Raw genomic sequence first — 12,864 nt, forward strand, 5'->3', positions numbered from 1 at the left:
CCGTCCGGCGGCGGCACCCAGGGCGTCGGTCGGGGTCTGGTCGGGGTACGCGGGCCCCGAGGCCCGCGCGCCGGTGCCGGCCGAGGTGATCGACCCGGACAAGGAGTCCGCCGGATGGGTGCGGGCTCTGCCGGGGGCCACACCCACGACGGCGTGGCGCGGCAGCCGTGGACGCCAATAATTGGGACCAAATGGTCCAGCGAATTCCTCATGAGAATTGCTCCATCCTTCTAGCGTGCCGTTCATTCAGCCTAATGAACCCATGTTCATCCGCCCCGTCAGGCCGGCTGCGACACGGCACCGAATGGACTTCAGGGTCCCAATCCCCCTGGATTATCTGGTGCGCTGGATACACTTGACAGATGAGCGACGAGCAGGTGGCTGCGCCGACGAATAGGCGGAGGATCAGTCAGCGGGGCATCGCGACCCGAGAGCGGATTCTCGAGGCAGCGAACCGGCTGATGCTCGTGCGCGGAGTGAACGCGACGACCCTTGACGACATCCGCGAGGCGAGCCAGACGAGCAAGTCTCAGCTCTACCACCACTTCGCCGACAAGCAGGAACTCGTGCGCGCCTTGGTCAACTATCGAGGCGCGCTCGTGCTTCAGCGTGAGCGCGCAGGGCTCGAACGACTGAGATCGTTCTCAGGGCTGGTGCGGTGGCGTAACGCGCTGGTCCAGGCCAACTCGCTGAACAACGGCAAGTACGGGTGCGGCCTCGGGTCAATGGCTCTCGAGCTGTCCGATCAAGATGAGCAGGCTCGTTCGTCTCTGTCGGAGACGTTCGCGGCATGGGAAAAACTGATCAGCGATGGTCTGCACCGGATGCGGGACAGCGGTCTTCTCCGCCAGGACGCCGACCCGGAGAAGTTGGCGACGGGGTTGATGGCCGCCTTGCAGGGCGGCTACCTGCTGGCGAACGCCGCGCACGACGTCGCACCCATGGAAGTCGCTCTGGACATGGCGCTGGAACACATCAGATCGTTCCTCGTGCAGCCGGCCGGTGAGCCTGCCCGCTAATTGGGCCCACGCCCCACCCTCAAGACCTAGAAAATCCTGGCCGATAACCGACAAAGGACTAGTTGGTCCATCGCCGGATCGGGGTCCGATCGGCTCCAGTTCGGGCAGGCATGGCTCTGGCCATCCCGTAACGGCAGCCTGATCCACCACTCCCCCAGTTTCGCCTGGGCGGACGACTCCTGTCGACGAACGGCTGGTTGGACTATTCAGTCCGGTGAGGCTAATCTTCCGAGGCACCCGGCACCTGGGGTGACACGCCTGGCCGCAGCCTCGCTCAGACTGCGGCTCGGCCACTGCTGGTTCCGTACCCACGGACCTCACCACTGGATCTAGAGGAAGGCGCGGCTGATGGAGACCGATCAGGATCATGTCGTCGCATCGGCCCGAGTTGTCCTCCCGGCCACTGAGCGCCGGCGCACGGACATGACGACCCGCGGCTTCACGTTCGTCGCCGATGAACCACACAACGGCGCACCCGGTGAAGGCCCGACGCCGACGGAGTACCTGTTGATGGCGCTCGCGTCGTGCACTGCTCAGACGCTGCGGCAGTACGTCGACTACAAGTACGACACGGCCGGCGATATCACCGTCGAGATCGACTACCACGAGCCCGAGCAGGAAGGCGCGGAGCGTTACCTGCAGCGCACGATCACGCTGAGCGAGGAACCTGACCCCGACGACCTGAAGGTGATGCACGACATTGCCGAGAGGTCACCGGTGACCCTGCTGATCCAGTTCGCCTGGAGCGTGAGGACCGACTTCGTCGGGCCGCGCTGAGGACATGCCGCTCGCTGCTCGGCGGTCACAGCCGCGCAGCGGGCGGTTGCCGTTGCGCCCCAAGCGCGCGTCGGAAGGTGAGTGTGACCGAGACCAAGACCGGCCGGACGACCTGGAAGCCGAACCAAGCGTCACCGCTGCGAGCATTCTTGCGAATCGAGTCCGGCAGCGCCGGCGTGCTCGTGGCCGCCATCGTCGCCGCACTGTTCTGGGCCAACATCGACCTCGGTTCCTACGAAGCCGTATGGCGCACCGCGTTGTCAGTGCGCATCGGGCACCTCGAAGTCTCCCGCGACCTGCAGACCTGGATCAACAGCGGCCTGATGACGCTGTTCTTCCTCGTCGTCGGCCTTGAGGCGCGGCGCGAGTTCGACCTCGGCGACCTGCGCGACCGGCGACGTTTCGTGCTGCCCTGCGTGGCCGGCCTGATCGGCATGCTGATCCCAGTACTGATCTTCCTGGCGATCAACCGCGGCGGGCCGGGCGCGCACGGTTGGGGCGTGGCCATGTCGACTGACACCGCCCTCGCGTTGGGTCTGCTGGCACTGCTCGGCCGGGGTGTGCCCGACCAGGTCCGAATCTTCCTGCTCACCGTGTTCGTGGTCGACGACCTGATCGCACTCATCGTGATCGCCCTGGTCTACAGCGACGACATCGCCGTGATGCCCATCGTGGTGGCCGTGGCGGCATTCGCGGTGATGGCGGCCATCCGCGCGGGCGGCGTCCGACGGGGCTGGGCGTACGTGCCGGTCGCCGTCGTCATGTGGGGCGCGCTGCTGGTCAGCGGAGTCGACCCTGTGGTGGCCGGACTGGCCATCGGGTTGACCGCCATTGCCTACTCTCCCGGCCGAACCGAGCTCGAGAAGGTCAGCGGGCTGTTCCGATCGTTCCGTGAACAGCCGACGCCCACGCTCGCGCGTACGGCTTCGATCGGCCTGGCGAACACGCTGTCGCCCAACGACCGCCTCCAGCGCATCTACCACCCATGGTCCAGCTACGTCATCGTGCCGCTGTTCGGCCTGGCCAACGCCGGCATCAGCATCGACGGTCCGTTCCTGACCCAGGCGCTCGCGTCGCCTGTCACCTGGGGCGTGCTGCTCGGGTATGTGGTCGGCAAGCCGCTCGCCGTGATCGGCACCTCGGCCGGGCTCACCTGGCTCTCCCGCGGGCGCATCCGTCCGGCAGTGGGCTGGGCGGGCGTGCTCGGCAGCGGCACGATCGCCGGTGTCAGCTTCACCGTGTCGCTGCTGGTCGCCAGCCTTGCCTTCACCGGCGACCAACTGGCCGAGGCCAAAGTCGGGGTGCTCGGTGCCGCGATCGTATCCTCGGCACTGACCTGGATCACGTTCCGCGTCACCAACGCGTTGCCCCAGGACAAACGCATCCCGGCGCTCTTCGGCGACATGACGGAACTGATCGATCTCACCCCGGCGGTGGACGAGCAGCAGGACCACGTTCGTGGCCCAGCCGGCGCGTCGGTGACGCTGGTGCAGTATGGCGACTTCCAGTGCCCGTACTGCGGGACGGCCGAACCGGTCGTCCGACAACTGCTGGGCGACGCCGACCTGCGTTTCGTGTGGCGTCACCTACCCCTGTCGGACGTGCATCCGCAAGCCCGACTGGCGGCCGAGGCCGCCGAGGCGGCCGCCGCCCAGGGCAAGTTCTGGCAGATGCATGACCTGTTGCTCGGCCACCAGGACGAGTTGGACAGCACTGCTCTGATCAGGTATGCCGGCGACCTCGGCCTGGATCAGAGACGGTTCAGCGACGATCTGGCAAGCCAGGCGCACGCCGACCGGATCGACAGCGACATCGACTCTGCCGACGACAGCGGAGTGTCCGGCACCCCGACGTTCTTCATCAACGGCCGCCGCCACTACGGCGCCTACGACATCACGGCCTTGACCGCGGCCATTCGTATGGCTCGGGCCCGCGCCCGCCTCGGCCGCGACGCAGAGCCGACCCGCACGTGAGGCGTGGCGCCGCGAGGCGCGCGCCACGGAGGCAGAGGTACGACCCAGACCGTGCGACGGGTCTGCCGCACCGATGTGGACGTCCCCACCACTGGTGCCGTCGTTGTCACCTGTAGGAGGTCACCTCTTGGACACCAGGATTCAGAACGTCCGACTGAACGTCACAAACGAACACCTCATGGCGCTGGCGAATGCCGGGGCCGCAGCCTTCGGCCATACCGCCACACTCCAGGTGGACCCCGCCCTGGCTCAGCTTCTCCGACTACGCGTCGCTCAGATCAACAATTGCAGCTACTGCCTTCTGGTGCACCACGCCGCCGCCCGCGCCGCCGACATCCCGCCGGCCAAGGTCGAGACCCTCACCGCGTGGTGGGAGACGCACCTGTTCACCGAGGAGGAGCAGGCCGCGCTGGCCTATGCCGAGGCGTTGACCCGGGCCGCCGACGCCACCATCAACACCCGGTTCCAGGAGGCACACGACAGGATGGCTGCGCACTTCACGGACGATGAGATCCTGGAAATCGCGGCGATTGTCATCAACATGAACATCTGGACGCGACTCAAGCTCGCCGAGGGTGCCATGCCCACGACGGCGCCTCCCGTGTGAGGTGATACCCGGCGCTGTGATGGTGGAGGCTGCGCACCTGCGGAGGGGGCGGTGGGCGAGTCCCGCCGCCCCCTCCCGGGGCGAGATCACTTCCCGTACACCTCGAATTCGTAGAGCGAGAATCCGTACGAGGTGGCTCGCCTGACCCCGTACACCCGCACGTAACGGGCGGTGACCGGGGCGAAGGTGGCGTTGTCGACGCCGCCGTTGCCGGTGGTGGTGGTGAACACCGGCGTCCAGGAGGTGCCGTCGCCGGAGACCTCGATCCGGTACGAGGTGCCGTACGCGGCCTCCCAGCGCAGCACCGCCCGGCTCACCGTGCGGGCCGAGCCGAGGTCGACCCGGAGCCACTGGTTGTCGTTGTAGCTGCTCGCCCACCGGCTGCCGAGGCTGCCGTCGATCGCCTTGTCCGGTGTGTGGCCGGTCAGGAACTGGGTGCTCGACGCGGTGGCCGGGCGGCCCTGCACCAGGTTGGTGACGTCGTCGCCGCGGCGCGCCGGGAACGAGACGACCTGCTGGTACGTGGGGCGGTTCTGCCAGGCGATCACCGGGTGGGTGATGCCGCCGAGCCCGGACTGGGCGATCGAGTCGGCACACCACTGGTCGCCGGCTCCGCACGACTTGTCTCCGGGGTAGACAGTGGTGGCCGGCACCACGGCGGCCTGGCCGAGCGCGGCGAGCAGGGCCTGCCGGCATACGCCGAGGTTGCCGTTGCCGCAGTACGCGCGGCCGAGCCCGCCGGCCACCGGATCGCCGAGCACCGTGCGCAGGTCCTTGTCGACGTAGCCCCACCAGCCGTACTGGAACGACGAGCCCTTGTGTGCCTGGCCCTGCAACGCCCAGCTCGCGGCGCCGTCGCGTCCGCCGTTCTGGCCGCCGGACGGCGCCTCGTTCACCTCGATGGCGTCGACCAGCGCGGCGTAGAGGTCCGGCCCGAGGCCGGGGCGGAACTGCGCCGAGGCCAGCAGCGGCCACCAGGCGTCGAAGATCCGGATGGCGTCGGCATGCTGGTAGACCTTCGAGCCCGGGGACGTCTCCACCCGACGGGTCCCGGCCTGCTGCCAGGCGCGCAGCTTGCCCACCGCGTCGGCCAGCGCCGGATCGGTGACCGGCGTGCTGTCCAGCACCCGCAACAGGTCGCCGAGAACCTGCTGGCCGCGCAGGTCGGTCACCGCCGCATCCGCCATGATCTTGACGACGTCGGCGCGGCCGAGCTTGCGCTGGGCGATCGCCGCGCGCACCGGACCGTCGAGGAGCTGAGCCCGGTGCACGGACCCGAAGCTGAAGTTGCCGTCCGCGGCCCCGAAGTCCCGCGCCTGCTTGTTGTTCCAGCTGACGTAGTAGTCCTGATTGATCGACTGTGGATGCGCCGACGCCGGGGTGTAGGTGGCGTCGTTGGTGTCCGGGTTCCAGCCGGCCCACTCGTACGCCGGTTCGGCCTTCGTGGGCAGGTTCGGATCGGCGGTGGCCGGACGGACCGGGTTCGAGCCGGAGTTGAAGTACGCCGCCTCGGTCGAGTTGACGTAGAACCAGTTGAACGCGTACCCGACGGTGGCCGCGGACGCCTGGAAGGCCGCTGCGCTGCCCATCGCCGCCGGGTCGTTGTAGGCCTGGAAGCCGATCGCCGAGTCAGCCTCGTGCCGGTAGGTCGAGCGCAGTTTGGTGAACGCGGTCGGCTGCCCGTTCACCAGCCCTCGGTAGGACACCAGCCCGTACTTCGTGCGCAGCGCGCGCAGCGTGTACGAGCCGGCCGGGGTGGAGTCGGCGAGCGTCGGGGACCAGGAGTTGCGCTGCTCCAGCGCCTCCATGGCGAGGCACTGCCCGTGGTAGAGGTAGCTGTTGGTGCGCAGCGTGGGGGCGCTGCCGTCGGTGGTGCACAGCGGCACCGCGTACGTGTCGGTGAGGTCCTGTGCGGCGGAGGTCGCGCTCCACGCGTAGTCCTGGCCCCGGCCGAGCAGCACGTAGAGGTTGAGCCCGGCGAACGCGGCGCCACGCGCGCTGATTCCCGGCCCCTGCAACTCCTGGAGCATCAGCAACTGCGGGGCGAAGTAGCCGGTCTGCGGCCCGAACACGGCAACCGGGTTTCCGGTGGTGGTGTGCCGCCCGGAGACCACTACCGCGTTGGACATGCCGTGCGCGCGCAGATTGGACAGGCCGCCGAGCAGTTCTTTCGTGGCGGTGCTGGCACCGGTGCGGGCGGCGGCCCCGCCGGTGGCGTCGTAGGCGAGGGGTTCGGCGACCACCGAGCCGGCGTCGGGGAGCACCGCGCTTGTCGCGCCGGGCGGCGTCGCCCCGTACGGGAAGCTCTGCCCGTCGTGCACTGTGAGCACGGTCTCCGGGTCGTTCTGCGAGCGGAACGCCGCCCATACCCGGTCGCCCTCGGTGGCGCCGTATTCAGCGCGGGCGGCCACCCGGACCAGCGCGGACTGGATCTCGCTTCCGCCACCCCCGCCGAAGAGCCCGCCGACGACTCCGGCGGTGGCGATGAGGTCGGTCATGGTGAAGTGCTTCGGCTTGCCGGCGCCCGCGAGCACGTACTCGCCGGGGTAGTTGTCCTCGGCGATCGACTTGTCGATGTAGGCGTTGATGCCGGCGATGTAGTCGACCACGTCGGTGTAGAGCTGCTGGCCCCGGGCACCCTTGGTGCGCAGCGCGTCCACCTGGGCCTGGAGGTCCGCCTCGGTGTAGGGCGAGTTGGCCCAGACGCTCTGCTCCAGTTCCCGGTTGCCTGGGGCGCCGCCGGCGAACGAGGTGACGTTGCCACGACCGACGTGTCGCAGCAGGTCCATCACCCAGAGCCGGTCCTGGGCCCCGGCGTAGCCGGCGCCGAACATGGTGCCGGCGCGGGTGGTGCCGGTGATGTGCGGGACGCCGGTGGCCTTGTCCCGCACGATGGTGACGTCCGATCGCGGCGAGACGGTGCTCTCGACCTGCGCGGCCGGCACCCCGAACGAGGCGTCGTTGTAGAAGTGGGTGATCTGCTCGTCGGTCAGCCCGGCGTAGTTGTAGACCAGGTTCGCGTGCTCGTCGAGCTGGTCGCTGGAGTGCGCCGGTCGGGTGCCGAGCGTTTGGTGCGCCAGGATGGCGACGAGCGTGGCGTTGCCGTTCTGCCCGGGGGGCAGGATGTCGGCGCACTGGCCGAGGCAGTAGTCGTTGGCGGCGAATGTCGTGGCGGCCAGCGCCGGTGACGGCGGGGTCACCGTCAGGACGCTCGCGGTCAGGACGGCGGCGGTGAACGCCGCGAGCCGGGTACGGGAAGCGGGACGGGGCATGGCGATCCTCCGGGGACGCGGAGTCGGGCCGTTCGGTCACGCCCGGCTTCCGGTGCCGACGTCTCGCCCTCCGCGCCCGGGCGCTCCAGCAGGAGGTGAGAGTGACTCGCATCTATCTTCGGGCAATGATCGACGCAGGACCCCCGCCCGGGATACCCGTCGTTCACCACGCGCCAATGCCGACGTTTCGCTGCCTTTCGCCAGCGACAACAGGGTCACCCCGTGGTTCCCGACGCGACAGCGGCTCGGATGCGGCCAACGCCGCCGACGGCGGATCAGCCGCGACGCCGCCTCAGGCTGACCGCTGCGCGGTGTCGCCGCTGCGGAGGCGGTCCAACTCGGCGAGGTACATCGCCTGCATACGGTCGTAGTGCCGGACCAGCAGCACGACCTCCTCGACGCTGTAGCCCTCGATGAGCCGTTCCGCCCGCTCGGCGAACCGCTCGTACGGTCGCTCCAAATCGGCGACCCGCTCCGGCCGCAGGGCGACGATCACCCGCCGCCGGTCCGCCGGATCGCGCTCGGCCGTCACGTAACCTGCCTGCTGGAGCCGGCGCAGCATGCTGGTCACCGCCCCGGTGGTGAGGTTGGTCCGCTCGGCGACCTGCCCCGCGGTGGCGGATCCGACGTCCGCCAGGTAGTCCAGGCACTCCAGATCACTCACGGCGAGGCCCAGCCGCTCCGCGATGGCGTACCGGAACACCATGGACAGCCGCGACATCTCCCGCCCGGCGCGCATGAGGTCGGCGATCGCGGACGCACGGGCCGGCTCGTGGGACATGCCCGCAATCATGCCTCCGGCACTGTGACCCGGTGCAGCCGAGGCAGCACGCGGGTCAGCACCCAGTGCGGTGCGGCCGCTCCCCCGGTGAGCCGGCGCATCAGCCTGTCGGCGGTGTCGACGGCCCGGAAGGCGTAGGACACCATCTCGTCCTGGTAGTTGGCGATCGCCTCCTCCACCGGCGCGCCGGTGGCCCGGGCCTCGACCAGCTTGTGGCCGAGCAGGGCGGCGTCACGCAGCGCGGTGTTGCCGCCGTGCGCGCCGAACGGCGGCATGACGTGCACGGCGTCGCCCATCATCGTGGCCCGGGGCACCGCCCACCGGCGCGGGCGCTGGCCGGTGGCGAAGAGGTTGAGCACAGTGGCGTCCAGTTCGGCCGTGCCGACGAGCCGCCGGACGACCGGGTGGAAGTCCATGCTCATCCCGGAGGCCAGTCTCCACAGTGCCAGCAGGTCGCCCCGGATGCCGATGGGCACCTCCTGCTGTCGGAGCAGCAGCCCCCACATGACGTAGTCGTCGCCGGTGGGCGCATAGCTGCCCGGGGCCAGGCGCGCGAACGCTTCCGGCGGGCTCTCGCCGAACCGCATGGAGGTGAAGAAGAAGGCGCGGCCCGGCCGGTCGGCGATGGCCAGAACTCCGCTGGTACGCAGCGCGTCCGGGATGATGCTCTCGCCGTTGCGTCGCAGCGGCGACCGGCCGTAGATGCCCGCCATCGGGGTCTTCGTCGGGTCCGCGTCCGGCATGATCTGCGCGCGCAGCGCCGATCCGACGCCGTCCGCGCCCACGACGACGCTTGCCGCGGCGGCCCCGCCGTCGGCGAACAGCAGCCGCGGCCGCGCCGGGTCGCCGCCGTCCACCGCGACGGCGTCCTTGCCGTAGTGGATGCGCCCGTTAAGCCCGGACTGCAGGATCGACCGCAGGGTCAGCCGGTCGACCTGGCGGGTCGCGTGCGGCTCGTCCTTGAAGGTGATGGTGAATGCGTCCCGCAGCCGGCTGTCGGTGAAGCGCAGGTGCCCCCCGGGCTCGTCGCCGGTGGCCAGCGCCAGGTTGTGGAGCGAGCGCGGCAGGCTCTCGCGCAGCGCCTTCAGGCCGTACCGGTCGAGAATGATCCGGTAGCCCTGCCGCCGGACGAAGGGGCCCGGGTCCCGCTCGTAGACGTGCACGTCGATGCCGGCGCGCATCAGGTACTGGGCGAGACAGAGGCCGGAGAGGCCGGCGCCAGCGATCGCCACCGAGAAGTCCGTCGATATGTTCACAGGATTATCTTAATGACTAAGATGATTTGGGCAAGGCCCACAGAACCCGATCCTGGGAGGATGCCGACGTCTTCGTTGAGCGTCACGAAGGCTGACAACGCCGCCGCCTCCGGAGATGACGTTGGCGAGCTGCCTGTTGGGTGTCGTTTACGGCGAGCCTCCCCGGACCGGTCTCGCTTGTGGGGAGGATGAGTGGTATTCGCCCGGGGACGCGGTGAGCGGGGGTCGGTCTTGAACGACGGATTGGTGACCAGACGCAGCGCCCGGGGTGTCGGAGAGACGATCTCCGCGCTGAGGGCTGAGGCGGAACGCGTAGGCGCCGCGGTGGTGGCGGTGGTCGACCATGCGGCCGCCGCCGGCAGGGCCGGGCTGGGCTGGGCTGGGCATGCCCGACACCCAGGTGATCATCTTCGGGAACCCACAGGCGGGCACTCCGCTCATGCAGGCCCGCCCCGAGATCGCGATCGACCTGCCGATGCGAATGATGGTGCGAGACGACGACCAGCCCGACACGTGACGTCAGCTTTGTCGATTAGTGTCGATGCATGACGCCAGTCCTTGCCGCCAGCGCCTTCGACTCGCTGCGCCTCGACGCCGTGCCCGACCAGGAGGCGCTGCGCCGGGCCTACGAACTTCCGAGTGACGCGGCCGTGCGAAAGCAGATGACCGAGCTCACCGAACAGACCCGGCGGTTGATCGGCTGCTCGTCGCTGGTCCTGGTCGCCACAGTGGACGCCAAGGGCAACTGCGACGTCTCCCCGCGCGGCGGCCCTGCCGGCTTCGTCACCGTCCTGGACGCACGGACGGTGGCAATACCGGATGCCACCGGCAACAAGCGCCTGGACACCCTGCAGAACGTCGTCGCCACCGGGCGAGCCGGGCTGCTGTTCATCATCCCGGGACGCGCCACGACGCTCAGAGTGAACGGCCGGGCCTGCGTCTCCACTCGCTCCGAACTGCTGTCGCAACTGACCGCCGTGGGCAAGCCGCCGGCCAGTGCGCTGGTGCTGGGGATCGACGAGGTCTACCCGCACTGCCCCAAGGCGTTGCTGCGCAGCGGGGCTTGGAAGCCCGAGCAGTGGCTGCCGGCGGACGCCCAGCCGACCTCGGCCGAGGTGACGCTGGCCCAGCTACGCATGCCCGAGCTGACGATCGCTGACATCGAGAAGGCCGAGGCTGACTCGCTGAAGTACCGGTACGAGTAGCAAGCCGCACAGCGATCGTTGTGGTGCCTCGCGCTGCTTCAGCGAACCCAGCGGCACATATTGCTGAGTTTCGATGAATTCAGGTTCGTGTCTGGTGGGTTTCCGCCGGCCTGCTCTAACCTCGATACATGGTTTCGCGTCGATCCGTCCTGCGGGCGGTACCGCTTGCCGCCGCTGCCCTCACCGCCGCCCCGGGCGATGCCCGTCGGCCCGGCCCGCCATCCACCTCGACGGATGGGGACCGCGTACCACCCGACCCGGCCACGATGCAGGCTGCCGCCGCCGCCGTTCGCGGCTTCACGGCCGACCTCTACCGCACTGTGGCCGCAACCCAGACTGGCGGCAATGTGGTGTGCGCCCCGTACTCGGTCGGGCTAGCGCTCGCGATGACCAGGGCGGGCGCCCGCTCGACCACGGCGCACGAGATGGACGCGGTGCTCCACGCGCCGCATCCCCGCCCGCGCGCGCTCCACAACGGGCTCAACACCGTCGAGCAGACGCTCGCCGGTCGGTACCAGGACGGTGACGGAGTCAAGCAGCCTCGGCTGACCAGCGCCAACGCGCTGTGGACACGACTCGATCTGGGCCTGCGCCCCGGGTTCCGCGACATCCTGACCGGCTATTACGGTGCCGCGCCGCGACCTGTCGACTTCCGCGGCGCGCCGGAGGCTGCCCGCCAGGAGATCAACACCTGGGTGTCCGATCGGACCAACGCGAAGATCCCGCAGCTGCTGCAGTCCGACGCCGTGAACCCCGCCACCAGCCTGATCCTTACCAACGCGATCTACCTCAAGGCTGCCTGGAAGTACCCGTTCACCGCTGCGGCCACGTCGCCGGCACCGTTCACAAGGGATGACGGGACCGTTGTCGACGTCCCGGTCATGCGCGGGCCGTTCGACAGAATGGGCTACCTCGAGGGAGACGGGTGGCGCGCAGTCGACGTGCCGTACGCGGGCGACGGGCTTGCCATGGCCATCGTCATGCCGACCCGGGACGATCTCGCCGCGATCGAGGCGAGCCTCGACGCGACCTGGCTGGGCGCGTTGCTGACCGGGTTCCAGATCACCGACGTCGAACTGCGCCTGCCCCGGTGGACGTTCCGCCTACCGGCCGAGCTGGGTGCCGCGCTGGGCAGCCTCGGCATGCCCACGGCCTTCACGTCACAGGCCGATTTCACAGGCATGAGCACCGACCCGGCCCTGTGCATCGACAACGTGGTGCACGAAACGTTCATCGCGGTGGACGAGAAGGGTACCGAAGCCGCAGCCGCGTCGGCAGTCATCGTCCGGCCGCCGTCGATTCCGCAAGGACCGCAGTTCTTCGTCAACCGACCATTCCTGTACGTCATCCACGACCGGCTCACCGGCGTACCGCTGTTCCTCGGCCGGGTCCACGACCCGCTGGTCGACGGCCCAGCCTGACCGGCCGGGACGCGGCAGACGCGCACCGAACCTGACGGACAAGCCGTGGCTACACCGCACGTCCATGCGCTCCGCCGAGATGGGCACTCGGCGTCGTTGCCGCCGCCACGGACGGCAGCGGAATCCGGCAGCTGCCTGCCGAGTTCAGCGACGCTGTCGACGTGCCTGATGACGTGCCGCATCACGTCGTCGAGCAATCACTCGCCGGACCCCCGGCTTCACCGGTCGGCAGGACGAGTCATGGCTCTACCACTGCGGCGATGGCGCGGCTTTTCTCGGCCCGGCCGGCTACCGCGATGTCTAACCTCATCCAGTCGCCCTGAACATGCTTCGCGCGAGCCACCGGCAACTCGGCTGGTCACCCGAGGAAGCCGAAGAGTTCCTGCACCGGCTCGACCGCAACGGTGAGCCCACCGCGTACCTGTTCCAATGCCTGCATTGCGGAACTCACCTCGCGTCCTGGGATATCGGTTAACCCCACCTCATTGCCGAGACACAGCCGCACTCCCTACAGCACAGACCACGATCGCGGACCGTGACGCAGAGCTCGCCC

The 12,864-nt window shown here is 69.1% G+C and carries 11 protein-coding genes and 1 pseudogene; 9 read left to right on the forward strand and 3 right to left on the reverse strand.

Features of this window, described 5'->3' with window-relative positions; genetic code table 11:
* From AB0B94_RS25565 to AB0B94_RS25585, 5 genes are all read left to right on the forward strand, one after another.
* The coding region (locus AB0B94_RS25565) for a hypothetical protein (RefSeq protein ID WP_357285320.1) at positions 1-181 on the forward strand (181 nt) is incomplete at its 5' end.
* A gap of 181 nt (positions 182-362) precedes the next feature.
* Complete coding sequence (locus AB0B94_RS25570; RefSeq protein WP_357285323.1) at positions 363-1,019, forward strand: TetR/AcrR family transcriptional regulator; 657 nt, start codon at positions 363-365, stop codon at positions 1,017-1,019.
* Between the two features lie 348 nt (positions 1,020-1,367).
* Complete coding sequence (locus tag AB0B94_RS25575) at positions 1,368-1,796, forward strand: OsmC family protein (RefSeq protein WP_357285326.1); 429 nt, start codon at positions 1,368-1,370, stop codon at positions 1,794-1,796.
* 149 nt (positions 1,797-1,945) lie between these two features.
* A complete protein-coding gene (gene nhaA / locus AB0B94_RS25580) occupies positions 1,946-3,769 on the forward strand; it encodes a Na+/H+ antiporter NhaA (protein ID WP_357285330.1) in 1,824 nt (607 codons plus the stop codon).
* Positions 3,770-3,947: 178 nt separating this feature from the next.
* Positions 3,948-4,376 (forward strand): carboxymuconolactone decarboxylase family protein, encoded by a 429-nt coding sequence (locus tag AB0B94_RS25585; RefSeq protein ID WP_357285335.1) that lies wholly within the window; start codon positions 3,948-3,950, stop codon positions 4,374-4,376.
* Between the two features lie 86 nt (positions 4,377-4,462).
* Here AB0B94_RS25585 and AB0B94_RS25590 read toward each other — a convergent pair whose 3' ends face one another.
* From AB0B94_RS25590 to AB0B94_RS25600, 3 genes are all read right to left on the reverse strand, one after another.
* Positions 4,463-7,648, reverse strand: coding sequence for a penicillin acylase family protein (locus AB0B94_RS25590; protein WP_357285338.1), 3,186 nt, complete (start codon positions 7,646-7,648; stop codon positions 4,463-4,465).
* Between the two features lie 292 nt (positions 7,649-7,940).
* Positions 7,941-8,429, reverse strand: a complete 489-nt coding sequence (locus AB0B94_RS25595) for a MarR family transcriptional regulator (RefSeq protein WP_357285341.1) — start codon at positions 8,427-8,429, stop codon at positions 7,941-7,943.
* An 8-nt stretch (positions 8,430-8,437) separates the two neighbouring features.
* Complete coding sequence (locus AB0B94_RS25600) at positions 8,438-9,685, reverse strand: NAD(P)/FAD-dependent oxidoreductase (protein ID WP_357285346.1); 1,248 nt, start codon at positions 9,683-9,685, stop codon at positions 8,438-8,440.
* A 385-nt stretch (positions 9,686-10,070) separates the two neighbouring features.
* Between AB0B94_RS25600 and AB0B94_RS25605 the strand changes: the two genes are divergently transcribed.
* From AB0B94_RS25605 to AB0B94_RS25620, 4 genes and pseudogenes are all read left to right on the forward strand, one after another.
* Positions 10,071-10,202: a DUF302 domain-containing protein gene (locus AB0B94_RS25605; RefSeq protein ID WP_357285349.1), complete on the forward strand. Its 132-nt coding sequence runs from the start codon at positions 10,071-10,073 to the stop codon at positions 10,200-10,202.
* 28 nt (positions 10,203-10,230) lie between these two features.
* Entirely contained in the window at positions 10,231-10,890 is a 660-nt protein-coding gene (locus AB0B94_RS25610; protein WP_357285352.1) for an MSMEG_1061 family FMN-dependent PPOX-type flavoprotein, read from the forward strand.
* A gap of 128 nt (positions 10,891-11,018) precedes the next feature.
* Positions 11,019-12,311: a serpin family protein gene (locus AB0B94_RS25615; RefSeq protein WP_357285355.1), complete on the forward strand. Its 1,293-nt coding sequence runs from the start codon at positions 11,019-11,021 to the stop codon at positions 12,309-12,311.
* Between the two features lie 196 nt (positions 12,312-12,507).
* A pseudogene (locus AB0B94_RS25620) lies at positions 12,508-12,786 on the forward strand (CbrC family protein).
* Positions 12,787-12,864: the final 78 nt, after the last annotated feature.

Origin of the sequence: Micromonospora sp. NPDC048986 (genome assembly GCF_040649335.1) — a bacterium.
Lineage (GTDB): Bacteria > Actinomycetota > Actinomycetes > Mycobacteriales > Micromonosporaceae > Micromonospora > Micromonospora alfalfae.

Bases quoted from the DNA above. Each gene is read 5' to 3' on its own strand.
- AB0B94_RS25585 (WP_357285335.1), top strand. From the start codon at position 3,948: ATGGCGCTGGCGAATGCCGGGGCCGCAGCCTTCGGCCATACCGCCACA.
- AB0B94_RS25610 (WP_357285352.1), top strand. From the start codon at position 10,231: ATGACGCCAGTCCTTGCCGCCAGCGCCTTCGACTCGCTGCGCCTCGAC.
- AB0B94_RS25615 (WP_357285355.1), top strand. From the start codon at position 11,019: ATGGTTTCGCGTCGATCCGTCCTGCGGGCGGTACCGCTTGCCGCCGCT.
- AB0B94_RS25570 (WP_357285323.1), top strand. From the start codon at position 363: ATGAGCGACGAGCAGGTGGCTGCGCCGACGAATAGGCGGAGGATCAGT.
- AB0B94_RS25575 (WP_357285326.1), top strand. From the start codon at position 1,368: ATGGAGACCGATCAGGATCATGTCGTCGCATCGGCCCGAGTTGTCCTC.
- AB0B94_RS25595 (WP_357285341.1), bottom strand. From the start codon at position 8,429: ATGTCCCACGAGCCGGCCCGTGCGTCCGCGATCGCCGACCTCATGCGC.
- AB0B94_RS25590 (WP_357285338.1), bottom strand. From the start codon at position 7,648: ATGCCCCGTCCCGCTTCCCGTACCCGGCTCGCGGCGTTCACCGCCGCC.
- AB0B94_RS25605 (WP_357285349.1), top strand. From the start codon at position 10,071: ATGCCCGACACCCAGGTGATCATCTTCGGGAACCCACAGGCGGGCACT.